The sequence below is a fragment of the Paenibacillus sp. FSL P4-0127 genome (assembly GCF_038007325.1).
Lineage (GTDB): Bacteria > Bacillota > Bacilli > Paenibacillales > Paenibacillaceae > Fontibacillus > Fontibacillus macerans.
This window is the reverse complement of sequence record NZ_JBBOWY010000001.1, coordinates 3,419,530-3,446,108: the sequence shown is the minus strand read 5'-3', so window position 1 is coordinate 3,446,108 and position 26,579 is coordinate 3,419,530. Positions and strand designations below refer to the sequence as shown.

Sequence of the window (26,579 nt, the reverse complement as noted above, 5' to 3'; positions counted from 1 at the left end):
ATGCAGGAAATGGGATTACATTTTGCCGTGGAATGTCCGGTTGATGACATCCAGCTGTTGTTCGCGGGTCAGCTTGATGAAGTTCACCGCATAACCCGATACGCGGATCGTCAACTGCGGATAATTTTCCGGATGATCCATCGCATCCAGCAGCGTTTCGCGATCGAATACGTTGACGTTCAGGTGATGGGCTTTGCTGCCGAAGTAGCCGTCCATCATCGACACCAGATTCGATTTGCGGGCGTCGAGTTCTTTGCCCAGCGCCTTAGGCACGATCGAGAACGTGTTGGAAATGCCGTCCAAGCTGTGTTCGTACGGCAGTTTGGCCACGGAGCTCAAGGAAGCCAGCGCGCCTTTCTTGTCGCGGCCGTGCATCGGGTTGGCCCCCGGCGCAAACGGTTCGCCCGCTTTGCGTCCGTCCGGCGTAGTCCCCGTTTTCTTACCGTATACGACGTTCGAGGTAATCGTCAGGATCGATTGCGTCGGCAGCGAGTTACGGTAAGTTTTGTGTTTGCGGATCATGCCCATGAACGTTTCCACGAGTTCAACCGCAATTTGGTCGACACGGTCGTCGTTGTTGCCGTAGCAAGGGAATTCGCCTTCGATTTCAAAGTCGACGGCGATGCCGTTTTCGTTGCGGATCGGTTTGACTTTGGCGTATTTGATCGCGCTCAGCGAGTCGGTCGCTACGGACAAGCCGGCGATACCGCAGGCCATCGTCCGCAGAATGTCGCGGTCGTGCAGCGCCATTTCGATCCGTTCGTAGCAATATTTATCGTGCATGTAGTGGATGACGTTCAGCGCGTTGACATACAGCTTAGCCAGCCACTCCATCATCGGAATCAGACGTTTCTTGACTTCATTGTAGTCGAGATACTCGGACGTGATCGCCGGATATTCCGGACCGACTTGGACGCCGGATTTTTCGTCTTTACCGCCGTTGATGGCGTACAGCAGCACCTTGGCCAGGTTGGCGCGGGCGCCGAAGAACTGCATTTGTTTACCGATTTCCATCGCCGACACGCAGCAGGCAATGCCGTAATCGTCGCCGTAGATCGGACGCATCAGGTCGTCGTTTTCGTATTGGATCGAACTGGTCTCGATCGATACTTTGGCGCAATATTTCTTGAACGCGTCAGGCAGTTGTTCCGACCAAAGCACCGTCAGGTTCGGTTCCGGAGCCGGGCCGAGATTGTACAGCGTGTGCAGAAAGCGGAAACTGTTTTTCGTAACGAGCGTTTTGCCGTTCACCGACATGCCGCCCAGCGATTCCGTTACCCAAGTCGGGTCGCCGCTGAACAGTTCGTTGTATTCCGGAGTTCTCAGGAATTTCACGATCCGCAGCTTCATGACGAAATGATCGACCAGTTCTTGCGCCGTTTCTTCCGTCAGCGTTCCTTCGGCCAGGTCGCGTTCGATGTAAGCGTCCAGGAAGGAGGATACGCGTCCGAGGGACATTGCGGCCCCGTCCTGTTCCTTAACGGCTGCCAGGTAACCGAAATACAGCCATTGGAAAGCTTCTTTGGCATTGTTTGCCGGTCTGGAAATATCGAATCCGTACATTTCGCCCAGCTGTTTCAGTTCGCCGAGCGCACGGATTTGTTCGGACAGTTCTTCGCGGAGGCGGATCACATCCTCGTCGATGACATCCACTTCGAGAGCTTTCAGTTCCTGTTGTTTTTGCTTGATCAGGAAATCCACGCCGTACAGCGCCACCCGGCGGTAGTCGCCGATGATCCGGCCGCGGCCGTAAGCGTCGGGAAGCCCGGTAATAATGCCGGCTTTACGAGCCGCTCTCATCTCCGATGTATAAGCATCAAAAACGCCTTGGTTATGCGTTTTGCGAATATGCGTAAACAAGTCTATAATTTCCTGCGGCAGTTCATAGCCATAAGCCTTACAGGAGTTGATGACCATATTGATCCCGCCGAACGGGCGAATCGTGCGTTGGAATGGGGCCGAGCCCTGTACGCCTACGATTTGCTCCTTGTCCTTATCCAAATACCCCGCAGCGTGGGAAATGATCGTGGATGGCGTGTTGACGTCCACATCCAGCACTCCGCCGGCTTCCCGTTCTTTCTTGGACAGCTGCGACACGATTTCCCACAAAGCTTTTGTGTTGGCCGTCGCGCCCGCCAAGAAGGATTCGTTGCCTTCATAAGGTTTGATGTTGGTTTGGATGAAATCGCGGGTGTTCACTTCTTTCATCCATTTGCCCGGTTTGAATCCTCTCCAAGCATTGTCCACGGTTTGTACTTCCTTTTCGATCACCGACATCTTTATTCCCTCCATTTATATTTTGGTCGCGGTTCGAAGGAGATGTACCGCGCCTCATGATCCCTTAAAATTTGTGATATTTTTCACATAATTTACGTGATAATTTTCACATTTATAGCGTTAAATGTACCCGATTAAGGCTTCGATTGAGCCCCCGTTGTTATTCCCGGGGCTAATCCGTCATCAAACTTTGAGGGATCATTTATACTGTAATCATAGCTCAATTTGTCGAATAAGATTGTGAGAAATATCACATATAGTGATATTTCTCACGTTTTCAAAGCCCTTTGTTCACTTAATCTTCAAATCTTCCGTAGAAAGCGTCGCGATAAACTTCCGCCAGCTCCGTCACCAGCGGCAGCTTCGGATTGGCGGTCGTACATTGGTCTTCGAACGCGCGGTCGGCCAAATAATCGACGCGGGATTCGAACACTTTCGGATCGAAGCCGAGATCCTGGAACGTTTCCGGAATGCCGAGCTTTCTGTTCAGGTCGCGGATCGCATTGATCAGGCTCTTCACGCCTTCTTCCGTCGTCCGCGCCGGCAGCCCCAAGATGCGGGCGATTTCCGCATAACGTTCGTCGGCGACGAAATGCGTGTATTTCGGCCAAGCGGCAAATTTCGTCGGCTTCTTGGCGTTGTAGCGGATGACGTGCGGCATCAGAATCGCGTTGGTCCGTCCATGCGCGGTATGGAATTCGCCGCCCCATTTATGGGCCAAGCTGTGGTTGATGCCGAGGAATGCGTTCGAGAACGCCATCCCCGCGATCGTGGAAGCGTTGTGCATCTTCTCGCGGGCCAGTTCGTCGCCGGTCAGCGCCGATTTTTCAAGGTACTGGAAGACGAGCTGGATCGCTTTAATGCACAGTCCGTCCGTATAGTCGTTGGCCATGACGGATACATAAGCTTCGATCGCATGCGTCAGAACGTCCATGCCCGTGTCGGCCACGGCGGTTTTCGGCAAGCTGTACACGAAGACCGGGTCGATGATCGCCACGTCCGGCGTCAGTTCGTAATCCGCCAAAGGATATTTCGTATTACCGTTGATTTTGTCCGTGATGACGGAAAACGACGTCACTTCCGAACCGGTACCCGAGGTCGTGGGGATCGCCACGAATTTCGCTTTTTGTCCGAGCCGCGGATATTTGTAAAGGCGTTTGCGGATATCCATGAATTTTTGTTTAAGGTTAAAGAAATCTTCATCCGGGTATTCGTAGAACAGCCACATCCCTTTCGCTGCGTCCATCGCCGACCCGCCGCCGAGAGCGATAATGCAGTCCGGCTGGAACTTCGCCATCATCTCCGTACCGCGTTCCACCGTCGTGGTCGAAGGATCCGGTTCAACGTCCGCGAACACTTCGATCGCCACCGGCGTTTGGCGTTGGCGGAGATAATGCTCGACTCTTTCCACGTAACCCAGCTTCACCATCATCGGGTCGGTGACGATCATGACGCGGGAGATGTCCGGCATTTTCGCCAAATATTGCGTCGAATTCTTCTCGAAATAAATTTTGCTCGGCACTTTAAACCACTGCATATTCACGGTACGACGGTTCACCCTTTTCACGTTGATCAGATTGACGGCCGTGACGTTCGACGAAGTCGAGTTGCGTCCGTAAGACCCGCAGCCCAGCGTCAGCGAAGGCAGGTTCGAGTTGTAAATGTCGCCGATGCCGCCTTGCGAGGAAGGCTGGTTCACCAAAATCCGGCAGGTCGGCATCCGGTCCGAGAACTTCTGGATAACTTCCTGGTTGTTCGAATGAATGACCGAAGAGTGGCCCATGCCGCCGAACTGCACGACTTCCAACGCGCGTTCGATGCCCTGCTCGGCGTTTTTCACTTTATAGCAAGCGAGCACCGGGCTAAGCTTCTCCGCAGAAAGCGGGAATTTCGGTCCGACGCCTTCGATTTCGGCGACGAGAATTTTCGTTCCGGCCGGCACGTCGATGCCGCACATTTCCGCGATCTTAGTGGCCGGTTGTCCAACAATCGCCGGGTTCACCGCGCATTTGTCGGCGATGATCGCGCCCGCCGTCAGTTTTGCCGCTTCATCTTTGTTCACGAAATAGCAGCCGTTCGCGATCATTTTCTTTTTCACCTGATCGAATATCGGTTCTTCAATGATGACCGCTTGCTCGGATGCGCAGATCATGCCGTTGTCGAAAGTTTTGGAAAGAATCAGATCGTTGACGGCCTGATCGAGATTCGCGCTCTTCTCAATGAAGCAAGGCACGTTGCCGGGGCCGACGCCAAGGGCCGGTTTGCCGCAGCTGTAAGCCGCTTTTACCATCGCGGAACCGCCGGTAGCGAGAATGCAGGCCACATCCGGATGGTTCATCAAAGCGTTCGTGCGGTCCATGGACGGATTTTCGATCCACTGGATGCAGTCGGCGGGCGCCCCGTGCTTCACTGCGGCCTCCAGCAATATTTTAGCGGCTTCCGCGCTGCAGTTCTGAGCGGACGGATGGAAGCCGAAGATGATCGGGTTGCGTGTTTTTATCGCAATCAGCGATTTGAAAATCGTGGTCGACGTCGGGTTCGTCACCGGAGTAATCCCCATGATGATGCCGACAGGCTCGGCGATTTTTTGGAAGCTGTCAAAATCGTTGTCCTCGATAACGCCTACCGTTTTGTCGTACTTGATGCTGTGGTAAATGTACTCCGTGGCGAACATGTTTTTAATGATTTTGTCCTCGTAGACCCCGCGCCCTGTTTCTTCCACCGCCATTTTCGCCAAATGCATGTGCTTGTCGAGCCCCGCCAGGGCCATCGCCTGCACGATTGCGTCGATCTGCTCCTGCGTCATGCTCATGAACGCTTCGGAAGCCTTTTTCGCTTTGTCGATCAAGGTTTGGATGTAAGCTTCCGGGGTGGGCTGGGCTTTTGTTGTCGCTTCATTCTTTACGGCCATTTCTCTCATCCTCCTAAGTTCTGTAAGGACCAACCTGCAGTGTAGATAGGCAAATCATAAGTTCGTGAAATTTTTCACTTGCAAGTTCATCCTTAAAAGATGTATTGCTTCTCTTTATGTTTTGATCATAGCATAGAAATTTGATTTTGTATAGTGAATTTTTTCACAAAGTTGAAAAAGTTCTGAAATTATTTCATTTAGCAAACAAATTTCGTGAATTTAGTCACAATGTTAGAATTTCGACACTTTTTCGGCCTTCCGAGCCCCCAAATTTTGCAATAATCGTTATATAATTAATTAAAAATTTCATAAAAATCAGGAATATAAAGGGGAAATCCATGATGAGTGAAATCGTAAACGCCACCCTGCCCCGCGGTAACACGAGCTGCTTCACAGAACAAAACTTCAACCGCCTTCTCGTTACAATGAAAGATAAAGCATATCCCGAGGGGACGCATTTGTTCTGGGAAGGTGATTTTTCCGATAAACTGTTTTACATCAAACGCGGACGCGTCAAACTGACCAAATCGACCGACGAGGGTAAAGAACTCATTCTGTATATGTACGGACGCGGCGATATGGTCGGCCAGGCCGATCCGTTCTTCAGCACCAAGCACAGCTTCACGGCCGAGGTGATTGAGGATTGCGAAATCGGCGTAATCGATCAGAAAGACCTTGAAATTATGATTTGCCAGCACTGCGATTTTGCGATCGACTTCATGAAATGGATGGGCATCCACCATCGCCTGACGCAGACGAAGTTCCGCGATTTGATGATGTACGGCAAGCCGGGGGCCCTTTGCTCGACGCTGATCCGCCTGAGCAACACGTATGGCGAGCAGCATGGGGACACGATTCTGATCAACAAAAAAATCACCCATACCGACTTGTCCAATATGATCGGGGCTACGCGCGAAAGCGTCAACCGGATGCTCAGCGACCTGCGCAAAAAGGATGCGCTCGAATACGAAAACGGCATGATCGTCATTAAGGATATGGTCATGCTGCAGGATATTTGCCACTGCGAGCTGTGCCCGAACGAAATTTGCCGGATCTGACATGCCGCTTGCGTCCGTCTATATGTGCCTGCCTTTCTTTGCGGAACTGCCCCGAAATGACCGGGACGGTTTTAAACCTATACGTTGGACGCGCGGGAGGGAATGGGTATGCCCCCATACCCATTCCCTCTTCAGTTCTATTTCGAGCCCCTACCCCTTTCCGGGGTATTTCCCAGCCCCAGCAACGGACCCATACGACTCTAGTTCGCTCTAAAGCAGCTCACCCGAGCCGCTTCGAGGGAAATTTCGTCATATGGGTCCGTTAGTCTTAGCGGCCTCTGTCCCGCCGGAAATTTGCTAAATATTTTGATAAATATAATGAAAAAAACGGCTCATCCCGAGCCGTTTTTATGCTGCCTTTCCATCTTCCGCTTGTTTCGCCTTTTTGCGCACCGGGGATATGAACCAATACGCCATGCCCACAAATACCCCGCCGCCGATAATATTGCCCAGCGTCACCGGAATCATATTGTGAAACCAGCCCGCGAGCGTAATCGTGTCGGGGTGGTTCGGCAAAAGCAGCGACAAACTGAGCAGCGTCATATTGGCCACGCTGTGCTCGTAGCCGCTGGCGATAAAGGCGTACAAACACCACCAAATCAGCACCAGCTTGGCGATATCTTCCTTGGAGCGGTTCGCCATCCATAAAGCGAGGCAAACGAGCCAGTTACACAAAATGCCGCGAAAAAACAGTTCAGTGACCGGAGCGCCCATCTTCTTCGCGGCAGAGGCAAAAATAAGATGCTCCGGCGCCGCCGTTTTGAACAGCCCGCTGCCGACGATCAGCAAACAAAGCACAACCGCCCCCGCCAGGTTGCCGAGAAACACGATCGTCCAGTTTTTCGCCGTATCGCCTACCGTTGTTCGCCTCGCCAGCGTGCTCGCCGTAAAAAACATATTGTTCCCGGTAAACAGCTCCGAACCGGCAAAAACGACCAGCGTCAGGGCGAGCCCAAAGGACATCCCCATCAGCATCGTCTGGTACGGCGATTTCGCCGCCGCCAGCGGCGCGCCGATGCTGAAAATGAGAATGATGCCGAGCCCTACATAAGCGCCGGCAAGCATGGCCGAAACGATATACCTCGGAAGGCTTTCGTTCATTTTTTCTTTTTTCTTGACTGCTGTTTCTACGATGGTTTCCACATTTGGCGTATACATCGCCGCTTCCTCCCTCTGTCGATCCCCCGATTTAAAAAATAAGCGCGGCGTCCCTCCCTTTGCACACCGCGCTTATTTCGCTCTAACCTATACCTCCTGCAAGGCGCTGGCGGCGATCCACACCTGTCCGTCCTCCACCTTGACCGGGAACATCGGCACCTGCCCGCTGTCCGGGGCCTGGACAAGGCCTGTCGTCAGATCGATTTTCCAATCGTACAGCGGATCGTAAAGGTAATGCCCGGACACGATGCCTTCGGCCAGCGGCCCTCCTTTCGGATGCGGGTTTTGATTCAGGGCGGCGAAAATGCGCCCGTCGGATAGGCGGAACACCGCCAGTTCGCGGCCTCCCGCTTCCACCACGCGCCCGATCTGGGGCAGAAACTGCTCCACATGCCCAACCGGGAAAAATGCCTCTTTACTCATGTCCTTGTTCATGCTCCTCTTCCCCTTTCCTGTCATCCGTCTAACGGCTTTAGTTCGCCTGTTTACTCATTTCCAGGCTGTGGAACAGCTTGCCGCGGGTTTCTTCGTCGTTCAGCATCTTCTTCCACGGATCCGTGACCTGCTTCAAGGCGAACTCAATACGCTCCACCAGCGCTTTGCGGTTTTCCGCGTCTTCCACTACCGCCGCGCGGATATTGTCCAGCCCTATCCGTTCAACCCACTCCGACGTTCTTTCCAGATAATTGCCGGTCTCGCGGTAATACTGCATGATGGCTGCGCACAGCTCGATCAGTTCCTCGTCGGTCTTCACCTTGCACAGCGAATCCGCAAGCCGGGCCTTGATCCCCCCGTTGCCGCCGATAAAGATCTCCCATCCGCCGTCGTTGCCGACGATCCCGATATCTTTCGTGCACGATTCGGCGCAGTTGCGCGGGCAGCCGTTTACCGCCATCTTGAATTTGGCCGGAAAGTCGAGCCGTTCGAATTTCCGTTCAAGCAGCGCGCCCATGCCCATCGAATCCTGGGTGCCGAACCGGCAGAACTGCGAACCGACGCAGGTTTTCACCGTGCGGAGCGATTTGGCGTAGGCGTACCCCGACGGCATGTCGAGCTCGGCCCACACTTTCGGCAGATCTTCTTTTTTCACGCCGATCAAGTCCAGCCGCTGGCCGCCGGTGACCTTAACGACTTTCACATCGTATTTCAGCGATACGTCGGCGATTTTCTTCAGATCCTCCGGCGTCGTCACACCGCCGTACATCCGCGGAACAACCGTATAGGTTCCGTCCTTTTGGATGTTGGCGCTCATCCGCTCGTTGACGAAGCGCGATTCTTTTTCGTCCTCGTGCGTTTCCGGGTACAGCATGCCGAGATAATAGTTGATGGCCGGGCGGCATTTCGAGCAGCCTTCAGGCTGGCTCCAGCCAAGCACGTTCATCACTTCTTTGGTCGTCTGCAGCCCTTTCGCCTTGATCTCCGCCACAATTTCATCGCGGCTCAGCGTCGTGCAACCGCAGATGCCCTGTTTCGCCGCCGACTGAAACCCGTCTCCCAGCACGTATTGCAAAATTTGCTCAACCACCGGCTTGCAGCCTCCGCAGGAGCGGGTTGCCCCGGTGCAGGCTTTGATCTCGTCGACGGTCGTCAAACCCTGATTGGCAATCGCGTCGACGATCGTGCCTTTGGTTACCCCATTGCAGCCGCAGACGATTTCGTCGTCCGCCATCGTTTCCACCGAAGCTTTCTTGGCTCCGCCGCCGCCGCAGCAGCCCGTGCCCATCAGCGCGGCGTACAGTTCGTCCGTCATCTCCGCCTTCTGCTTGATCAGCTTCTGCAGCTCGGCCGAATCGTTAATATCGCCAAACAGCACCGCGCCGACAAAAACGTTGTCCTTCAGCAGAATTTTTTTGTAGGTCCGCTTCCAGTCGTCTTTGCTGCAAATCACCGTATGTTCCGGACCATCGATAAATTCGCCGGTCGAAAAAACGTCAACCCCGGAAATCTTCAGCTTGGTCGAAACGACCGAACCGGCGTAAGGCGCGGTTTCCACGCCGCTGATATGCTTCGCCAGTACCATGCCCTGCTCAAACAGCGGAGCGACCAGTCCGTAGCAGACGCCACGGTGCTCCGTACATTCGCCGACGGAATAAACGCCCTCCAGCGATGTCTGCAAATAGTCGTTGACGACGATCCCGCGGTTCACTTCGATGCCGCTCGCTTTGGCCACCGCAACGTTCGGCTTGATGCCGACCGCCATGACGACGAACTCCGCTTCCAGTTCCGTGCCGTCGGCGAACCGCAGCCCGCTTACCCGCGAACCGCCAAGCAGTTCGGTCGTCTGCGCGCCCATTTTAAATTTGATGCCCTGGCGCTCCAGTTCCGCTTTTAGCATCCCCGCCGCCTGATGATCCAGCTGACGCTCCATTAAATCTTCCATTAAATGCACGACCGTCACGTCCATGCCGAGCTGAACGAGCCCTTTGGCCGCCTCCAGTCCGAGCAGGCCTCCGCCGATGACCGCCGCTTTGCGGCAAGTCTTGGCCGCCTGGATCATTTGCTCGCAGTCCGAAATGTCGCGGAAGCCGACCACGCCTTCCTTATCGCTGCCGGGAATCGGCAGGATAAACGAAGTCGACCCGGTAGCGATCAGCACCTTATCGTAAGGCACGCGCTGGCCGTCCTCCGTGACAACCTCCTTCGTATCCTTGTCGATCCGGGCCACCGCCGTTCCGGTATGCAGCGTAATCCCGTTATCGCGATACCAGTTCAAATCGTTCAGAATAATATCGTCTATCGTTTTGCTGCCTTCAAGCACATAGGAAAGCATGATCCGGTTATAGTTGGGATGCGGCTCGCTGCCAAACACCGTTATTTCGAATTTGGAAGTTAGTTTCAATATTTGTTCAACGGTACTGATGCCCGCCATTCCGTTACCGATCACGACCAGTTTCTCTTTTGCTGTAGCCATCTTCATCCAAGCCCCTTTCAGAATAAGACTGTTCCGAATTGTTAGTTGATTACCTGCAATCCCTTATGCCGAAAGTATACATTTAAAATTATGAATAGTTTGTGATTTCATTCACATTAATTGTGAAAGTTATCACATTTAATTGTCACATTTTTTTTTGCATACCTATTGAAAAATCCGCAGCCTCTTATCTAAGAGAACTGCGGATTTGCTTTTTCTCCGAAACTTATTTTCGCACCAAAGCGATTTCCACATTGTCCTGGGGTTTTAACCTCATGTCAAGGCCGGTGTCCAGCAATTTCTTATGATTGACCTTCAGCACCCATGCTTCCGTCTCCTCCGGACGATAACCATTGACGGAAACGATATGTTGCCCGGTTTTGTTCAGCTCCACGATCCCGCTGCGCTTGAGCAAATCCCTCACGGTCGTGTTTTCATTGTATTGATGGACAAAATAGCTTTTAAGCTGCGGATTTTGACTGCCCCCGTTCACGGTCAGCAGCAGCGATGCTCCATTTTGCCCCGCCGTTGCGCTGCCCGCGGTTTTAACGTAAACGAGTATGTTGTCCCCCGCCTTGAGCTGTTTGTCCCAATCGCGGGACGGCAGCTCCTTGTCATTTAGGCGGATCCCCCACTCCAGCGTCGAATCAAGCGAAACTTCACCCACGGATTGAATTTTGCCCCTATCCTCCGTCAGTTTTACGATACCGCTGCTTTCAAGCGCCTGAAGAACGGTAATCCCTTCCGTATAATCAAAATGCAAACTGCGCGTCACATCGGGGATAAACGTCCCCCCGTCAATCGTTAAAGTAATGTCATCGGCATGCCCATCCTCGCTTTGCAGCTCCTCCGAAGGGTCCGGTTTGTCGATCGTCCCGCCATCGGCGCAGGCTGCCGTGAAGAACGCGGCCAAAACCAACAGTCCTGCCAGCCATTTCAATCTCCAGCGCATCGCCGCCCCGCCTTTCCTTTAATCATTTTCCCTGATTCAATCCAGGAATATTCCATATCTTAAGCATACCGGACCGGCAGAAAGTTCTCAAATTTCGGGGCAGGCGCAAAGAACCCTTCCCTAAGCAGGGAAGGGCGAGGCCTGAATACTTCAAGTTATATTGTATATCGCGGAAATAATATATTGTTCTCCAGGTGCACATGCGTAAAAGTCATGGCTTCCAGCTCTTCTAGACGCGAATAGGTCAAACGGTACGTCGTGCACGCATGGCCAGGCGGCTGAAAATCGTCGGTCAACTCCCGCAGTTGTTTGAGAATGTCGCCCGCCGCGTCGTGTTCGGATTCCAACTCCGCGATGGCGGACTGCAATTTTTCCAGCACTTCCGGGTCCCGGCTCTTCTCCCAAAGGATTATCTTAGGAAACTCCTCTGCCTCTTCCTTGTCGGTATGCTCCAGCAGCTCGCGCCGAAGCTCACCGAACAACCGCTCGACCTCGCGCAAATGCGTATCCGCATCCCCATGGACCCGGGACACCTTGGTCACGTTTTTTTGAATTTCCGGCAGTTCCTCGCGCAAATAGCGATGGTGCGTGTTTACGATATGCCCGATCAAATCGGCCGATTCCGCCTTTGTCCAATCCTGTTCTTCCTCTGCCCGGGGATGTTCGGCCGCCAAGCGGTTTAAGTCCGTGAGCAGCGTTTCAACCGGAATCCCCCGCTCTGCCGCCGCTTCCCCCAACGGACGCGCGCCGCCGCAGCAAAAATCGATTTTCCGCCCGCGGAAATAATCCGCCGATTTTGGAAAACGAAGCACGATATCACGAACCATGTCTTGTTCCTTAAATAATGCTTGTATGTGATTCATCCGGAAAGACCTCCTGAGCTAATGTCGTAAGCTTACGTTTTTAACTTAACGCATAGAAGCGCCTCTCCTTGTGATTTTAATCACTTTTGTTTTTCTTGCTTCCGCTCAAAATATTTAAAGGCCGCCCGTAACCGGGAGGCCTTGTTATCGTCTGGACTTGCAAATAAGTTCGTTTTATTTCAGCACATCGTGATCCACGTACCGTTCGCCGTTTATTTCGCTGATCAACTCGATGGCGACCTTTGCCCCGTCGCCTGCCGTAATGATCGTATGAACGCTGACGCCCGCCGCCGTGCCGGCCGCCCAGATTCGCGGAACGCGGGTCCGGCCTTGCCCGTCCGTAGCGATGACGGTTTTGATTCTCGGCTCGCGGCCTTCTTTCAGCTCCAGGCCGGCAGCGCTTGCAAGATCGGTCAACGCGCCGGTGGCCAATATGATATGGGACGCCTCGTAGCTGCGGCCGGATTCCGTTTTTACGGTTACTGTCGAACCGCCGTTGGCATCGATATGCGTCACTTTTTCTTCAATGAACTTGGCGCCGAATTTTTCGGCCTGCTCCCGTCCGATTTTGAGCAAATCCGGTCCGGAAATGTCCTTTGCCCCGTAATGGTTCTCAATCCAGGCCCGCTTCGTCATGCTTGCGTTGCTGTCCAAAACAAGCGTTTCTTTGCCCGCCTTGGCCAAAAATAACGCCGCGCTGGCTCCAGCCGGCCCTGCCCCGATTACAATTACCTCAGCCACAAGTACACCTACTTTCTAAAATTTTCATGCCGCCTTCGCGACCCGAAAACGGCATGAGCTTATTTAATCCACTGCTCCGCCCAGGACTGCACCTGTTCCATCACCGGACGAAGCGCCCGCCCTTTCTCAGTCAATTCATATTCGATGCGAACCGGCGTTTCCGGATAAACATGACGGACCAAAATCCCCTCACATTCCAAATCCTTCATCCGTTCCGATAACATCTTATCGCTCATGGAAGGAATCTGATTGGAAATATCCTTGAAGCGTTTCGGCCCGCTCATCAGGGTTTGAATAATCAAGCCGTTCCAGCGTTTTCCCAAAAACGAAAAAGCCGATTCAAATCGCGGACACATTCCATACGAATGCTCATCCATAACATTCACCTCATTATTATAGCAAGCCTGCAAGCGTTAAACTTACGTTAAGTAAGTTAATATATTTCATAATAGCATATTTACACGCGGAAAGTAAGGGGGGGACTCTTCATTCACCGCCCCGTATCCGAAAAAACGGCCGCCTTGGCGGCAGCCGCTAATATAGTATATTACGTTTATGGTCAGTTATACCCACCACATCTCCGCGGCGGAATCTTCCATAAGCACTTGCTGCAGATTGCGCACGGCTTTGGTAAATCCTTCATCGATCGACATTAGCCCGTCTTCGTGCTCGATGCTTACCGCGTAATCGTAGCCGTACAGCCGAAGCGCGCTGATAATGTCGGCCCACGTCTTCAGATCGTGGCCGTAACCGACGGTGCGGAACTGCCAAGCCCGCTCCTGCATGTTCGTGTAAGGCTGCATATCCGTGATGCCGTAACGGTTTACGTTCACCGGATCAATCGTCGTATCTTTGGCGTGGAAATGGTGGATGGCGCCGGCCTTGCCAAGGATCGCAATCGCTTGAACCGGATCGATTCCCTGCCACCACATATGGCTCGGGTCGAGGTTGGCCCCGATGACTTCGCCGGCCGCTTCGCGCAGGCGCAGCAGCGTCGCCGGCGTGTGCACGGAAAATCCGCCGTGCAGCTCAAGCCCGATCTTCACATGGTGATCGGCGGCAAATTTGCCCCATTCCGTCCAATACGGAATGACTTTATTTTTCCACTGCCAGTCCAGAACTTCCTGAAAGTCGTTGGGCCAAGGCGCTACCGGCCAGTTGGGATACTTGGCATCCTCATGATCGCCCGGACAGCCGGAAAACGTGTTGACGACCGGCACTTCCAGCAACTCGGCCAATTGCACGGTTTTGACGAAAACGTCGTGGAACTCCTTGGCGATCGCCTTTTGCGGATGCAGCGGATTGCCGTGGCAGCTTAGCGCGCTGATAATGAGTCCGCGGGACTCCACCGCTTTTTTGAACTCTTCCCGGGCCGCCTTGTTTTCCAGCAGCACATCGGGATTGCAGTGGGCGTTCCCGGGATGTCCGCCGGTGCCGATTTCCACGGCTTTCAGCCCTTGTGCGGCCGCCTTATCGAGCGCTTGTTCGAGCGGAAGGCCTCCAAACAGAACCAGAAATACTCCTAATTTCACCTCTATGCTCCTCCTTGCTTCGTGGTTTGGCCCAAGGCCGGGTTAGTCAAAATATACGGTTTGGCCGGTTTTGGCCGATTTATAGATGGCTTCCAAAATTTCCGTGACCACAAGCGCCTGTTCCGGCTTCACGAGCGGCTCTTTATCTTCCAAGATCGCTTGCACCCAAGCTCTCGCTTCACGGGTGGATTCGTTTTCCTGTTTGCCTTCGTAAAAAGCGACCCCGCCGGATCCGAGATCGACGTTGGTTTCGTACAGGCGGCTCAATTTTTCGCCGTTCAGGCGCAGGCCGTTCGTCATATCGGCACCGCCCTCGGTGCCGCACAGCAGCGTTTTCGCTTCTCCAACCTCGACGATATTGAGCGCCCAGCTGGATTCCAGAATAATCGTCGCCCCGTTCTTCATCGTAATGAAGCCAAACGCGGAATCCTCGACTTTAAATTGCTCGGGATCCCAAGGGCCAAACGCATTCGCCGCGTTTTCGCGGTTTCCGAGTTTGTGGAATACGGAACCGGTGACGCTTTTCGGCTCGTAATTGTCCATCAGCCACAAGGTCAAGTCAAGCGCATGGGTGCCGATGTCGATCAGCGGACCGCCGCCCTGCTTCTCTTCGTCCAGGAACACGCCCCAGGTCGGAACGGCGCGGCGGCGCAGCGCCAGAGCTTTTCCGAGATAGATGTCGCCAAGCTCGCCGTTTTCGCACAGTTCCTTCAAATAAAGGCTGTCGCTGCGGAAGCGGTTTTGGTATGCGATCGACAGCTTTTTCCCCGTGCGTTTGGCCGCGTCCAGCATTTGACGGGCTTGCTCCGCCGTTTTGGCCATCGGCTTCTCGCACATCACGTGACGGCCCGATTCCAGCGAAGCGACGGTAATTTCCGCATGCGAATCGTTTGGCGTGCAGACGTGAACCACTTCAGCGTCGCTTTCCGCCAGCAATTTCCGGAAATCGGTAAATACTTTGGCTCCCTCTACGCCGTATTCGGCGGCCGCTTTTTGCGCGCGTTCCTCCACGATGTCGCAGAAGGCGACCAGCTCTACCTCTGGTTGCTGCTTCAGGCTCGGCAAATGTTTTCCATTGGCGATACCGCCGCATCCGATGATGGCGACTTTTAATGTTTTAGACATGAAGTTTTCCTCCCTTTCCGGCATAAGCGCGTACCCATTCCATACTTGCGGCGATGCTTTCCAGCGAATCTCCCGCGCAGTGATCCTGCTCTACGATCAGCCATTCCGCGCCCGCGTCGATCGCGGCATCCCCAATCGCGGCAACGGCGACTTCTCCCCGGCCCAGCTCCACCGTTTCCGGCGAACCGTCCGGCTTCTTAAGAACATCCTTCCAGTGCACGAGCGGAAGGCGATCGCGATATGTAGCGATGTATGCCAGCGGATCCGCTCCGGCAAAGGCTACCCAGCAGGAATCCAGCTCCATGTGCAGCAAGGAGGCGGGCACCTGTTCATAAATCGCATCCAGCACCGGTTTGCCGTTCAGCGACTGGGTCAGCTCAAAATCATGATTATGATAGCAGAGAATCATTTCTTCCTGTTTGCAGCGTTCCCCGAATTTTTTCAAGTCCTCGATGACCTCGGGCCAACGGTTGCGGTCTTCCTCCGACAGATACGGCACGACGATATAACGGTTGCCGATCGCCTTGTTGAAAACAATCTCTTCATCAAGCGCGGCCTTTAAACGGTCATAAGCCGTATGGGCCCCCACCGCAACCAGCCCGGTTTCCTGCAGGATTTGCTGTACTTGTTCCACCGTTCTCCCGTAAAATCCGGCAAACTCCACGCCCTTATACCCAAGCTCGGCTACCTTGCGCAGCGTGCCTTCAAAATCGCGTTCCAAATGATCTCTTACCGTATAAAGCTGCAGTCCAACCTTTGCCATAAAATATCACCTCTCCATGAAAATGAAAGCCTCTACTTTAAACTATCCGCGCTTTCCAGCAAAATATGCCGGCCTTCGCGCGATGAACGGGCCACGGCATGCATCGCCTCCAGCACATGGTAGCCGAGTTTGCCGCTGGCCCGGTGTTGCCGGCCTTCAAGAATCGCCCTGGCCATATCCTCGATGCCGCGGCCGCGCTCATTTTCGCCGCATTCAAACGCCGGCGGGACGGTTTCCCAAACGTCGCTGCCGGAACGGCGGACCTTCACGTCCCCGTTAAAGTAGTTCGGGTCGGGGACAAGCAGCGTCCCTTCGGTCCCGTAAATCTCGATACGGGGCAGGACGCTTCCGCCGGGGACATCGAAGCTGGTCACGAGCGTGCCGATGGCGCCTCCGGCAAAATCCAGCGTGGCGCTGTAGTGCGTCGGCGTATGCACCGGAATCGTTTTGCCGGCGTTGGGGCCGGTTTTGACCGTGCGTTCGGGAACCGGGTTGCCCGCCGAGCCGCTGATGCGCGCGATCGGCCCGAGCAGCTCTACGAACGCGGTCAAATAGTACGGCCCCATGTCGAACATCGGTCCCCCGCCTTCCGCGTAGAAAAACTCGGGATTCGGGTGCCAGCTTTCCGGCCCGCCGCCCATCATAAACGCGGTGGCCGCCACCGGGCGGCCGATCAACCCGTCCGCAATGGCCTTGCGGCTCGTCTCGAGGCCTGCGCCAAGAAACGTATCGGGAGCGCAGCCCACGCGGAGATTTTTGGCCGCCGCCTGTTCCAGCATGCTTCGCGCGTCCTCCAGCGAGATCGCCAGCGGCTTCTCAACGTACACATGCTTGCCATGGGCAAGCGCTGCCATATTGACGGCGGCGTGGGACGACGGTACGGTCAAGTTCAACACCAGGTCGATATCCTGCCGCCCCAGCAATTCCTCCACAGTGTAGACGTTTTCAATTGCGAATTGCTCTGCCCGCTCGCGGGCCTTCTCCGGGAGAAGATCGGCTACCGCCGTAATCCTGGCGACTTCGCTTTGCCCGAGGTACGTCAAGTATGCCGGACTGATGTTGCCGCAGCCGATCATGCCAATCTTCATAGTCATTTCTGGTCACTCCCGCCAAGCAGATGTGTGTATCTGGGTTGTTTTCATGTACAATGGTATTTCAAATTGCGCTGATTTAAAATGAATAATATGATTAAAACATGAACAATCTGGTCATTATTTTTGGAGATTCCCACGGAGGTCGGTTATGAAACCTAATTCGAACCTGCAGATTTTATTAGCCGGCTATTCGGTGCACCACAAGCCGTTTCATACGGTGCAGCCGGACGGGCACGAAAACTATTTGATCCGGCTGCAAAGCTCGGGCAAATGCCGGTCCCGCTTAAACGGCCGGCTGGAGCTGATCGAACCCGGCGATCTGCTGCTGTTTGCGCCGGGCGAACCCTACGAGCTGAAAATTGAAGCTGAAATGAGCGGACTGGGCGAAACGGTGGTGTCCAGCGGCGATTATCATATTTTTTTGGCCGGGCCATGGATCGAAGCTTGGTGGAACAAACGGTCAAGACCCCATCGGGTGAAGGTTCCTCTTTCCGAAGGCATCGTCGGCGCTTTCCGGCAAATCATGCTGGAGCAGCGCCGCATCGCCAACCCGGCCCCGGAAATCGCGGAATATTATTTGAAAATACTATGCATGGACATCGACCGGAACCTGCTGGATCAGCCGCGGCCCGCTTATCCGACTTATCTTGCCCATCGGATCAAAAATTATATTGAAGAGAACGCCGCCTCCCCCTTCAAATTGGAGGATGCGGCCGCCTATGCCGGCATCAGCGTTTCCCGGGCGGTGCATCTGTTTAAGGACACGTTCGGGACAAGCATCATTCAATATACGCTGGAGGTCAGGCTGAACATGGCGCGCGAACGGATTATTTTCAGCCCGCTATCGCTGGAGCATGTCGCGGAGAGCTCCGGTTTCCCCAGCTATAATTATTTTCACAAAGTGTTCCGCAAAAAGTTCGGCATGTCGCCCCGGCAGTTCCGGCAACAAGCGCGCGGCCAGCATCCGGTTTAAAAAAAGCGAAATACGCCGCAGGGGTTAATTGCTCCCCGGCGGCGTTTCATCGTTTGCGGACTTTCAGACCTGCGCCTGCGCCGATTCGCGCAAGCGCGCTTTTCTTTTCTTCATTTGCGTGCCGATGCCGATGACGGCGATGATTACAAGCACCTCAAATCCGTATTTGATCCAGTTGCTTGCGAACAGTTCGTCAATAAGCGGTTCCTGCACGATCATTTTGGCCGCGGTCCAGGCCAGGACGGCGGCGCCGATCGTGATCACGATCGGGAAGCGCTCCGTCAGCTTCAGAATCAGCGTGCTGCCCCAGACCATAATCGGAACGGAGACGGCCAGCCCGATAATGACGAGCAGGAAATCGCCATGCGCCGCGCCGGCGACGGCCAGCACGTTGTCCAGCCCCATCATCGCGTCGGCGATGATGATCGTCCGGATCGCCGCCCACATTTGGTTGCCCGCGTTGATCTCGTGACTTTTCTCATCCACGATCAATTTGCAAGCGATCCAAACGAGCGCCAGCCCCCCGACGAGACGCAGCCCAGGAATATTCAGCAGCTGTACGACGAGCAGCGTCATAACGACGCGGATCAGGATCGCCCCGACGGTCCCCCACACGATGACTTTTTTCTGATCTTTTTGCGGCACGTTGCGTGCGGCAAGTCCGATCACGATCGCATTATCCCCGGCCAACACGAGATCGATCAATATAATGGAAAACAGTGCGGCCCAAAATTCCGGAGAAAATAATTCCATGTTTCTCTCCCCTTTCAGAGTTTTCCATGCATCGATCCCGCTTCTTTTGGATTCAGACGGGTCTACGGGAAGAAACACCTTTCTTCCATCCAAAAAAAATGCGCCGTGTCCGTATTGGGCACGACGCAAAAACGCATCAAAAAAAGACCTTTACCCAATACTCGCTACGGGCAAAGGTCTCGCTAACAACTAAGTTACGTTGCCAATAAAGCCGGGGTATGTATAACTCCCGTAATGACGACTTTATTGTATAAGCTACTCCCCTTTGGGAACCATGCATGTTTTCTTGGAGCAATTATACCACGTCCCGCCAAAGAGCACCAGTCTTTTCGGAGAATCGTTTTGGCTTTTTCGGAAAACACGCTATAATGATATCGAAACGGAGGGATCATAATGAGTTCAGCGTCAAATTCAAAGGTAGAACTGGCCACTTTTGCCGGAGGCTGCTTCTGGTGTATGGTTTCGCCGTTTGAGGAACTCCCGGGCATACACGGCATTGTATCGGGATATACAGGGGGACGCACGGTAAACCCGACTTATGAAGAGGTTTGCGCCGGCGGAACCGGCCATTACGAAGCCGTGCAAATCCAATTTGATCCGGCGGTGTTCCCGTACCGCAAGCTGCTTGAGCTCTACTGGCAGCAAATCGACCCGACCGATGAAGGCGGGCAATTCCACGACCGCGGCGAATCGTACCGGACGGCCATATTTTATCATAACGAGGAGCAGCGCCGGGAAGCGGAGGAATCCAAGCTGGCGCTGGAACGAAGCGGCCGCTTCGACAAACCGATCGTTACTCCGGTGCTTCCGGCGGCTCCTTTTTATCCGGCCGAAGAATACCATCAACAGTACCATAAAAAAAATCCGCTGCATTACAAGCTGTACCGTAAAGGCTCGGGCCGCGAGGATTTCCTGGAACGGCATTGGTCCGGTCCCGCCGACCGGGAGGAGCTAAAGCGCCGGCTTACGCCGATGCAATACGAGGTCACGCAAAATAACGCCACCGAGCGGCCCTTTACCGGCGAGTACTGGGATCACGACGAAGAAGGCATCTACGTGGACATCGTCTCGGGCGAACCGCTGTTCAGCTCGCGCGACAAATTCGACGCCGGCTGCGGCTGGCCAAGCTTTACCCGCCCGATCCGCAGCTATCACATCAAGGAGCGGACGGACACCAGCCACTTCATGGTCCGCACCGAGGTGCGCAGCCGGCAGGGCGACTCGCATTTGGGCCACGTGTTCGACGATGGACCGGAACCGACCGGCCTGCGTTACTGCATCAACTCCGCGGCGCTGCGGTTCGTTCCGAAGGCCGACATGGAGAAGGAAGGCTACGGCGAGTATCTTGTGTTATTTGATGAGCCGCGGGAGTAGCTGCCTTTTAAAGATAATAAGGTGTACTTTTGCAGTTGATTCACCTAGTCTAACAAATTCGCACCGCATTAAGATGGTTGCCCCACGACCGTGCTGTTCTCAAAATGGTCAGGGCAACCTTTTTTTGATTTATGGTCATCGACGATTCGCCCTACGCTTCGGCGTCGACGTTCGGGTTTTGTTCCGCTTTTTTCCGGGCGCGGAAACGCCGCACCTTCATCAGATTGCCGCACATTTTGTCGTCGCAGTATTTCTTCGTCCGATTCCGCGTATCGTCATAAAATATCCACCTGCAGTCCGGGTTGTCGCAAACGCGGATGCGTCCGGCCTCCCCCTGCAAAACGGTCTGGCCGAAGCTTGCGGCCACCTCCGCCAGCACCTGCCTCCACTCCGCCATGGCCGGCCGGTATTCCAGCTTGACGGTTCCTTCGCGATCAGCCGCAAACTCCCGGTACACGGTCCCCGGCTTCATATACTGATTCAGCAGCTGCCAGGCCTCTTCGCCTATCTCTCCGCCGCCGGCCAATTCAACCGCCAGAGCATGCAGCTTTTCCCGAAACTCCCGCATCGCCGCGATGTCATCATCCGCCGCCGGAACCGGAGCCCGCAGCCGCCAATCGTTCAGAAACCCCGACTGCCATGACGGCTTCTCCAGACGGTCCTCGCTTCGTCCGCCGCCCTTCCAGTCATGCCATTCGCTGTTGATAAAATCACTCCAAAGCGTCTCCAATTCAACTTGCCTCCCAAAGCTGCATGTAACTATCTAAATTTATAATAAGTGGTTACAATTTACTGGATATTTTGCTACAATTACATTGTAACCTTTTAATAAGTAGTTAGCCAGTTACATTGATGGGGAGGAAGTAAGGATGAGCGTAAACGCAGTTGATTTGTTGCTTCTGCAAAAAGACAACACCTGGGAGCTGGAAGAGTGGATCGTCCCTTTGTCCGCCGCGCTTGCCAACGTCACGGCCGAACAGGCGGCCTGGGCGCCGCCGGGCGGGGGCAATACGATTTGGCAAACCGTAAGCCATATCAATTATTACAACCAACGAATACTAAGCCGCTTGCGGGGGATCGACCCGGGCCCAGGCGTGGACACGAACGAAGAAACGTTTGAAGGGTCTGAAGACGCCCGGGACGAGAGCAACTGGAGCAACACGCTCGCCGAAACAAAACGGATCGAGTTGGAGCTGCGCGAGGCGATCGCTTCCTTGAGCGAAGCCGATCTGGAAGCTCCTTTTGGCTCAAGCACGGAAACGATCGGCCGTGAACTTTCCCGCTGGATGCTGCATGACGCCTACCATGCCGGGCAAATCGTGCTGATCCGCCGGCAGCAGGGCTGCTGGAGATCCTAGGGCGTTCCGCCGGCAATTCGCCGGACGGGAAGCGGCAAAAAAACGGCCCGAGCCTTAAGCTCGAGCCGTTTTTTCCTTAACTTTAACCCGGTGCGGGACGCGCAGCGGCGTCAGCTGACCGTGTCCGTAATGAACGGTCCAGGTGATCACTTTACCTGCTATAAGAACTGCCATAATCGTAAATAAGGTTTCTTTAAAAGGCAGATATAATAATGAAATCGTTAGAACGATGGCATCCATCAGCACAAACATGGCACCGATTTTGATTCCGGACCATTGGCTAAGCAGCATCGACAAAATGTCGTCTCCCCCGCTCGCTCCGCCCGCCCGCAGCACCAGACCCGCTCCGATCCCCGTCAGCAAGCCCGACAGCAGCGCCGCCAGCGGCAAATTCGCGCGCAAATCGATCACGAGTGGAGAGAATTGCTCGCACAATTCGTAAAACGCCGAAAACGCAAGCGATGAAAATAGCGTATTAAGGACAAACTTGCGGCCCTTCAAAAACCAGGCCAGCAGCACGATCGGCACATCAAGCGCGATCATCGTCAGCGCCGGCGGCAGGTTAAGCAAATATTTGCCAAGCAGGGCCAGGCCCACAAAGCCGCCTTCCGACAATCCGTTCTGAAAGTTAATGTGATAATAAGCAAAAGCCAATAAACAGGAGCCAAACAGCATCATCAATAGCGATTTTCCGTCAACTTGCCATCTTGTCTTGTTCCTCATACGGGATCCCTCTTATCGTAGTTTGGTTGACCTTACGCCAACGCCCTACGGAGAAGGTCCTTGAGGACTTTATCCTTCGCATGATGTCACGCCTCTTTCGTAGGGTTGTTGGCCGTAACCGACAGTCCACGAAAGAAGCTAAGTATAAGAGAGATCACAACGTTTCCAAATCGTCCTTGGGGAATTCGTCCTTCGGGAACTCATGGTATCCTGATCCTTTCTTTAGATTTTTCTTATATTTATATTATACCACAAAGCAAAACATGACGACAGCAAACATCCAAATTTCAAATAATTAAGGCGAATAATGTGACGTATATCATTGCAATCTACAAATAGTTCACAGTTCGGAAAATTTCAGTGTGACGAAAATCACCTTTTAGAGAATTACCCCTGTCTATACTGAGGTGGAAGCGAATCGAAATTCCGAGAAAGAAGGTTTTCACTAATGCTGGATGCCAAAACGATCGGGATCATCAAGTCGACCGTGCCCGTACTCGAAGTTCACGGCGAAACGATAACCAAAAAGTTTTACGAAACGATGTTTAAAAATCATCCCGAACTGCTCAACATATTCAACCATGCCAACCAACGCCAAGGCAAACAGCCGACGGCTCTCGCCAACGCCGTTTACGCCGCCGCCGCGCATATCGACCGCCTTGAGGAAATCCTCCCGGTCGTGCGCGGCATCGCGCAAAAACACCGGGCGCTCGGGATTATGCCGGAGCATTATCCGATCGTCGGCGAAAACCTGCTGGCGGCGATCAAAATGGTGCTCGGCGACGCCGCTACCGTTGAAATTCTGGAAGCCTGGGGGATAGCCTACGGTGTAATCGCCGACGTGTTCATCAGCACGGAAGCCGAGATGTACAAGGAGGCCGAGCAACAAAAAGGCGGCTGGCGGGGATTCCGCCGGTTTATCGTCGACCGCAAAGTCAAGGAAAGCGAAGTCATCACCTCGTTTTATTTGAAGCCGGAAGACGGCGGGGAGATCGCCTCCTACAAACCGGGCCAATACATCACCGTACGCGTAAAGCCGGAGGGCCAGGAATTCACCCATCTCCGCCATTACAGCCTGTCCGCGGCTCCCGGCCAGCCCTTTTACCGGATTTCCGTCAAACGGGAAGACGCCGTGGAGGGCCAGCCGGCCGGCATTGTATCCACTTATTTGCATGAGCGGATCGGCGAAGGCGACGTGCTTGAACTAAGCGCGCCGGCCGGGGATTTTACGCTCGACCAATCGCAGCAAATACCGCTCGTTCTGCTGAGCGGCGGCGTCGGACTCACGCCGATGATCAGCATGCTGGAGACGGCGCTGCAAAGCGGCTCGGGGCGGGAGATCGTTTATATCCATGCCGCCCGGAGCGGAAGACACCACGCGATGAAGGAGCATGTAGACGAGCTTACGCGAACCCATGACAATCTCCGCTCCTATTTCATCTACGAAACGGCGGAAGCCGGAGAAAACCCCGACAAAACGGGCTACATCGATCTTCCGTGGCTGAAGAGCGTTACGGACGCGGGCAGCGATTTTTATTTCTGCGGTCCGCTGCCGTTCATGAAAGCAATTAACCGGGTACTGAAAGAATGGGGCGTTCCCGGAGAGCGGATTCACTTCGAGTTTTTCGGACCGGCCGACAGTCTTGAGGATACGATGAGCAAATAACCTATGTGGGCCAGATTGGAAACATCCAAAACTCAAAAGCGCGGGATCAGGGATTTCCCTGTACCCGCGCTTTTTAAACGCAAATCTCTCAGCTTATTTTTTCAGCTGAATGTCAAAGCGGGCGCGCTCCCCGGCGGCAAATACAATCGTGCCGTTCTCGGGCAGCTGTACTTGATTACTCCCGCTGACAACCGTGAAGTTCACACAAAGCCCGTTCGCGTCATATACCGCAAAGGCTCCGTGCTCAGGCATCCCGACCGTCATCGTCTTGCCGGCCGCCGCTTTAGGAACGGTGTACCATCTGGCCGTTTCACCAGCCTGCAGCATGACCGTAGACTTCTTGCCGGCATGCAGCGGTTTAACCCCATCTTCGCTTATATAGATCGAACCCAATGCCTCAAAATATTCTACGCCCTCCCGGGAAAAGAAGCGGTATTCCGCCGTATCCCGGCTTCCCGTACCCGGAATTTGATGCCGGCTCACCGCGGTATTGGAATCTATGATCTTCTTATCCACCAAATACCCCGGCAAGTCATCTGTCCGGCCGATCCGCAAGGTCGGCCTCATCAGTTGATAGATCACCGAGCTGTACTTCTCGTTGACGGGATAGTAAGTCTTCCCTTCCCGCTTCTCCCAAGCTGCTTCTATCTCGGGAGGCAGGGGAGTCCCTTCGGCTTCTTCCAGCTTTTCGGCCGAATACACATTTAGCGCCGCCTGTCCCAATTCAGGAACCGTTGCATAGTGCCTTTCCCGCAAGTAGGTGCGGCCGTTCTTTTCGGTAACAAAGCTGACCTGCACGCTGCCGTCTTCGCTCACAAAAGCGCCTTCAGCGGTGTAGACAAGCTTTTGCTCCGGAGCTTCCGGGTTAAGCGGTGTCGTGATCGACATTTCGCCATCGGTAAAAGCCACTTTCACCTGCTGATTGGTAGCGACGTAATAACCGGCATATTTGAACATACTGCCGGGAATTTCTGTTTTATCCGGCTTGCCAAACGACTTCGCCGGCTTGAATTCTTTAATGGTCCCTTTTTGCTTCAAACTTTGGAGCAGCAGCTCGGCCCCCAGCATCTGGTTTATTGAACTGGAGCCGCCGGAGGATAAGACGGCTGCCGCCATGTTCTGTTCCGGAAGCACAATCAGCGAGGCATGATACAGCAGGACGTCTCCGCCTTTGGACAGCGCTTTAATGCCGTAATCATTAAACGGAAACAACTTTACGCTATCCCAGCCCAGCCCGTAATTCACCACGGAAGTATCCGCTTCTTCGGGCCATAGTCCCTTTTTGTATTCCTCCTGCTCCATAGCATGAACCGACTGCTCGGACAAAACGCGGTTTTGCGAGTCCTTCATAAATACATCCGCAAATTGCACCAGATCCTCGGCGGTGGAATAAATCCCTCCCGCCCCGATGACATTGGCGGTTAGGCTAGGCAGCTGCCCCTGGTAAGTCGGATAATAAAGAGCCGCCATTTTGCTTACATCAAGCTGATCCTTGGGAGTCTTGGTATGGCTCAGTTGCAGCGGTCCGGTCAAATACTGATGAATGAATGCCGTATAATCCATTCCGCTAACTCGCTCTACCAAGATTTCAGCCAGGGTAAAACCGTCGTTGCAATAGACCGAGAAGGCCCCCGGATCGGCCTTTAGAGTTTGAGCGGATAGTTGCTTAAGTAACGTATCATGGGCATGGGAGTCGTTATCCTCAAAAAGAAAGGCGCTTCCCAGGCTTGAGCCCGGCAGCCCCGAGGAATGATTAAGCAGCATCCGCGGCGTGATCCGTTTATAGCGTTCGTCCTGCATTTTGAAGTCCGGTATGTACTCAATCAAGGAAGTATCCAGATTTACCTTCCCCTGGTCTGCCAGCATCATCACCGCGGCGGCGGTAAACATCTTGCTGGTGGAACCTATTCCGTACATAGTGTCGGAGGTTAACGGGATTTTGCCGCCGGCATCATTAAGCCCCGCCTGACCGGATATCGTAATCTTGCCCTGATCGATCAGGGCATATTGGATGCTTGCGGTCTGATACTTTTGGGTAATCAGCTCCGCTTTCTCAGCCGCCAGTTTCTCCAATGACCCGCCCGAAAGGACGGGAACGTTAGGCTCCGCTGCAAATGCGCCTGCCGGCAGCAGCAGCATAATCATGAGGCCGGTTAACAGCATGCTCAGGAATCTTTTTTTCAAAGAAAAACCTCCTTTAAAATAGGGTTCCTAATGTAGTACGTTTCACCGGATCATTCGTTTCCCGATCCGCAAACAAAAAAAGACCACTTGCATAAGCTAAGTGGTCTCTTAATCATCTTGCTTTTGGCGTCCGGTCCAATCGATCCAGGGAACGGCCCTGGTC

The 26,579-nt window shown here is 53.9% G+C and carries 22 protein-coding genes; 5 read left to right on the top strand and 17 right to left on the bottom strand.

Going from position 1 to position 26,579, the window contains the following annotated elements:
- Window positions 1-15: 15 nt before the first annotated feature.
- Together pflB and adhE are read right to left on the bottom strand one after the other, a co-directional pair.
- The gene (gene pflB / locus NYE74_RS15430; protein ID WP_036621677.1) at window positions 16-2,277 is read right to left on the bottom strand and encodes a formate C-acetyltransferase; all 2,262 of its coding nucleotides are present in this window, start codon (window positions 2,275-2,277) and stop codon (window positions 16-18) included.
- 295 nt (window positions 2,278-2,572) lie between these two features.
- Complete coding sequence (adhE, locus tag NYE74_RS15425; protein WP_036621676.1) at window positions 2,573-5,188, bottom strand: bifunctional acetaldehyde-CoA/alcohol dehydrogenase; 2,616 nt, start codon at window positions 5,186-5,188, stop codon at window positions 2,573-2,575.
- A gap of 341 nt (window positions 5,189-5,529) precedes the next feature.
- Here adhE and NYE74_RS15420 point away from each other — a divergent pair, with 341 nt between their 5' ends.
- Window positions 5,530-6,246, top strand: coding sequence for a Crp/Fnr family transcriptional regulator (locus tag NYE74_RS15420; protein ID WP_036621673.1), 717 nt, complete (start codon window positions 5,530-5,532; stop codon window positions 6,244-6,246).
- A 348-nt stretch (window positions 6,247-6,594) separates the two neighbouring features.
- On the opposite strand, the gene NYE74_RS15415 is transcribed toward NYE74_RS15420, so the two are convergent.
- The 11 genes from NYE74_RS15415 to NYE74_RS15365 form a co-directional block, all read right to left on the bottom strand.
- A complete protein-coding gene (locus NYE74_RS15415) occupies window positions 6,595-7,404 on the bottom strand; it encodes a formate/nitrite transporter family protein (RefSeq protein WP_036621672.1) in 810 nt (269 codons plus the stop codon).
- 87 nt (window positions 7,405-7,491) lie between these two features.
- Window positions 7,492-7,839: a nitrite reductase small subunit NirD gene (nirD, locus tag NYE74_RS15410; protein ID WP_172531688.1), complete on the bottom strand. Its 348-nt coding sequence runs from the start codon at window positions 7,837-7,839 to the stop codon at window positions 7,492-7,494.
- A gap of 37 nt (window positions 7,840-7,876) precedes the next feature.
- A complete protein-coding gene (nirB, locus tag NYE74_RS15405; protein ID WP_036621671.1) occupies window positions 7,877-10,315 on the bottom strand; it encodes a nitrite reductase large subunit NirB in 2,439 nt (812 codons plus the stop codon).
- Window positions 10,316-10,541: 226 nt separating this feature from the next.
- Window positions 10,542-11,267 carry a hypothetical protein gene (locus NYE74_RS15400; RefSeq protein WP_036621670.1) on the bottom strand — a complete coding sequence of 242 codons (726 nt, stop codon included), beginning with the start codon at window positions 11,265-11,267 and terminating at the stop codon, window positions 10,542-10,544.
- A gap of 155 nt (window positions 11,268-11,422) precedes the next feature.
- A complete protein-coding gene (ric, locus tag NYE74_RS15395) occupies window positions 11,423-12,121 on the bottom strand; it encodes an iron-sulfur cluster repair di-iron protein (RefSeq protein WP_036627926.1) in 699 nt (232 codons plus the stop codon).
- A gap of 183 nt (window positions 12,122-12,304) precedes the next feature.
- Window positions 12,305-12,871, bottom strand: a complete 567-nt coding sequence (locus NYE74_RS15390; protein WP_340928128.1) for an FAD-dependent oxidoreductase — start codon at window positions 12,869-12,871, stop codon at window positions 12,305-12,307.
- A 59-nt stretch (window positions 12,872-12,930) separates the two neighbouring features.
- The gene (locus NYE74_RS15385; RefSeq protein WP_036621667.1) at window positions 12,931-13,248 is read right to left on the bottom strand and encodes a winged helix-turn-helix transcriptional regulator; all 318 of its coding nucleotides are present in this window, start codon (window positions 13,246-13,248) and stop codon (window positions 12,931-12,933) included.
- 186 nt (window positions 13,249-13,434) lie between these two features.
- Window positions 13,435-14,403, bottom strand: a complete 969-nt coding sequence (locus NYE74_RS15380) for a sugar phosphate isomerase/epimerase family protein (RefSeq protein ID WP_270618684.1) — start codon at window positions 14,401-14,403, stop codon at window positions 13,435-13,437.
- A 42-nt stretch (window positions 14,404-14,445) separates the two neighbouring features.
- Window positions 14,446-15,528 carry a Gfo/Idh/MocA family protein gene (locus NYE74_RS15375; protein WP_240751863.1) on the bottom strand — a complete coding sequence of 361 codons (1,083 nt, stop codon included), beginning with the start codon at window positions 15,526-15,528 and terminating at the stop codon, window positions 14,446-14,448.
- Window positions 15,521-16,291, bottom strand: coding sequence for a sugar phosphate isomerase/epimerase family protein (locus NYE74_RS15370; RefSeq protein WP_328272531.1), 771 nt, complete (start codon window positions 16,289-16,291; stop codon window positions 15,521-15,523). The genes NYE74_RS15375 and NYE74_RS15370 overlap by 8 nt, the downstream gene beginning before the upstream one ends.
- A gap of 32 nt (window positions 16,292-16,323) precedes the next feature.
- A complete protein-coding gene (locus NYE74_RS15365; protein WP_340928129.1) occupies window positions 16,324-17,385 on the bottom strand; it encodes a Gfo/Idh/MocA family protein in 1,062 nt (353 codons plus the stop codon).
- A gap of 148 nt (window positions 17,386-17,533) precedes the next feature.
- Between NYE74_RS15365 and NYE74_RS15360 the strand changes: the two genes are divergently transcribed.
- Window positions 17,534-18,358 (top strand): AraC family transcriptional regulator, encoded by an 825-nt coding sequence (locus NYE74_RS15360; RefSeq protein ID WP_328272002.1) that lies wholly within the window; start codon window positions 17,534-17,536, stop codon window positions 18,356-18,358.
- Between the two features lie 63 nt (window positions 18,359-18,421).
- Here NYE74_RS15360 and NYE74_RS15355 read toward each other — a convergent pair whose 3' ends face one another.
- A complete protein-coding gene (locus NYE74_RS15355; RefSeq protein WP_328272001.1) occupies window positions 18,422-19,111 on the bottom strand; it encodes a TerC family protein in 690 nt (229 codons plus the stop codon).
- A gap of 393 nt (window positions 19,112-19,504) precedes the next feature.
- Here NYE74_RS15355 and msrB point away from each other — a divergent pair, with 393 nt between their 5' ends.
- Window positions 19,505-20,485, top strand: a complete 981-nt coding sequence (gene msrB / locus NYE74_RS15350) for a peptide-methionine (R)-S-oxide reductase MsrB (protein WP_328272000.1) — start codon at window positions 19,505-19,507, stop codon at window positions 20,483-20,485.
- Between the two features lie 151 nt (window positions 20,486-20,636).
- Here msrB and NYE74_RS15345 read toward each other — a convergent pair whose 3' ends face one another.
- Window positions 20,637-21,215, bottom strand: a complete 579-nt coding sequence (locus tag NYE74_RS15345; RefSeq protein WP_328271999.1) for a CGNR zinc finger domain-containing protein — start codon at window positions 21,213-21,215, stop codon at window positions 20,637-20,639.
- A 139-nt stretch (window positions 21,216-21,354) separates the two neighbouring features.
- Between NYE74_RS15345 and NYE74_RS15340 the strand changes: the two genes are divergently transcribed.
- Window positions 21,355-21,843, top strand: a complete 489-nt coding sequence (locus NYE74_RS15340) for a DinB family protein (RefSeq protein WP_328271998.1) — start codon at window positions 21,355-21,357, stop codon at window positions 21,841-21,843.
- Window positions 21,844-21,897: 54 nt separating this feature from the next.
- Here the strand turns inward: NYE74_RS15340 and NYE74_RS15335 are convergent, their stop codons facing one another.
- A complete protein-coding gene (locus tag NYE74_RS15335) occupies window positions 21,898-22,566 on the bottom strand; it encodes a YitT family protein (RefSeq protein WP_036621653.1) in 669 nt (222 codons plus the stop codon).
- A gap of 448 nt (window positions 22,567-23,014) precedes the next feature.
- Here NYE74_RS15335 and hmpA point away from each other — a divergent pair, with 448 nt between their 5' ends.
- Entirely contained in the window at window positions 23,015-24,232 is a 1,218-nt protein-coding gene (gene hmpA, locus NYE74_RS15330) for an NO-inducible flavohemoprotein (RefSeq protein ID WP_328271997.1), read from the top strand.
- Between the two features lie 93 nt (window positions 24,233-24,325).
- Here hmpA and NYE74_RS15325 read toward each other — a convergent pair whose 3' ends face one another.
- A complete protein-coding gene (locus NYE74_RS15325; RefSeq protein WP_341004890.1) occupies window positions 24,326-26,416 on the bottom strand; it encodes a serine hydrolase domain-containing protein in 2,091 nt (696 codons plus the stop codon).
- Between the last annotated feature and the right edge of the window lie 163 nt (window positions 26,417-26,579).

Bases quoted from the DNA above. Each gene is read 5' to 3' on its own strand.
- NYE74_RS15370 (WP_328272531.1), bottom strand. From the start codon at position 16,291: ATGGCAAAGGTTGGACTGCAGCTTTATACGGTAAGAGATCATTTGGAA.
- NYE74_RS15360 (WP_328272002.1), top strand. From the start codon at position 17,534: ATGAAACCTAATTCGAACCTGCAGATTTTATTAGCCGGCTATTCGGTG.
- pflB (WP_036621677.1), bottom strand. From the start codon at position 2,277: ATGTCGGTGATCGAAAAGGAAGTACAAACCGTGGACAATGCTTGGAGA.
- adhE (WP_036621676.1), bottom strand. From the start codon at position 5,188: ATGGCCGTAAAGAATGAAGCGACAACAAAAGCCCAGCCCACCCCGGAA.
- nirB (WP_036621671.1), bottom strand. From the start codon at position 10,315: ATGGCTACAGCAAAAGAGAAACTGGTCGTGATCGGTAACGGAATGGCG.
- NYE74_RS15335 (WP_036621653.1), bottom strand. From the start codon at position 22,566: ATGAGGAACAAGACAAGATGGCAAGTTGACGGAAAATCGCTATTGATG.
- NYE74_RS15420 (WP_036621673.1), top strand. From the start codon at position 5,530: ATGAGTGAAATCGTAAACGCCACCCTGCCCCGCGGTAACACGAGCTGC.
- nirD (WP_172531688.1), bottom strand. From the start codon at position 7,839: ATGAACAAGGACATGAGTAAAGAGGCATTTTTCCCGGTTGGGCATGTG.
- NYE74_RS15375 (WP_240751863.1), bottom strand. From the start codon at position 15,528: ATGTCTAAAACATTAAAAGTCGCCATCATCGGATGCGGCGGTATCGCC.
- NYE74_RS15365 (WP_340928129.1), bottom strand. From the start codon at position 17,385: ATGACTATGAAGATTGGCATGATCGGCTGCGGCAACATCAGTCCGGCA.
- NYE74_RS15355 (WP_328272001.1), bottom strand. From the start codon at position 19,111: ATGGAATTATTTTCTCCGGAATTTTGGGCCGCACTGTTTTCCATTATA.
- NYE74_RS15415 (WP_036621672.1), bottom strand. From the start codon at position 7,404: ATGTATACGCCAAATGTGGAAACCATCGTAGAAACAGCAGTCAAGAAA.
- NYE74_RS15385 (WP_036621667.1), bottom strand. From the start codon at position 13,248: ATGGATGAGCATTCGTATGGAATGTGTCCGCGATTTGAATCGGCTTTT.
- NYE74_RS15400 (WP_036621670.1), bottom strand. From the start codon at position 11,267: ATGCGCTGGAGATTGAAATGGCTGGCAGGACTGTTGGTTTTGGCCGCG.
- hmpA (WP_328271997.1), top strand. From the start codon at position 23,015: ATGCTGGATGCCAAAACGATCGGGATCATCAAGTCGACCGTGCCCGTA.
- NYE74_RS15340 (WP_328271998.1), top strand. From the start codon at position 21,355: ATGAGCGTAAACGCAGTTGATTTGTTGCTTCTGCAAAAAGACAACACC.
- msrB (WP_328272000.1), top strand. From the start codon at position 19,505: ATGAGTTCAGCGTCAAATTCAAAGGTAGAACTGGCCACTTTTGCCGGA.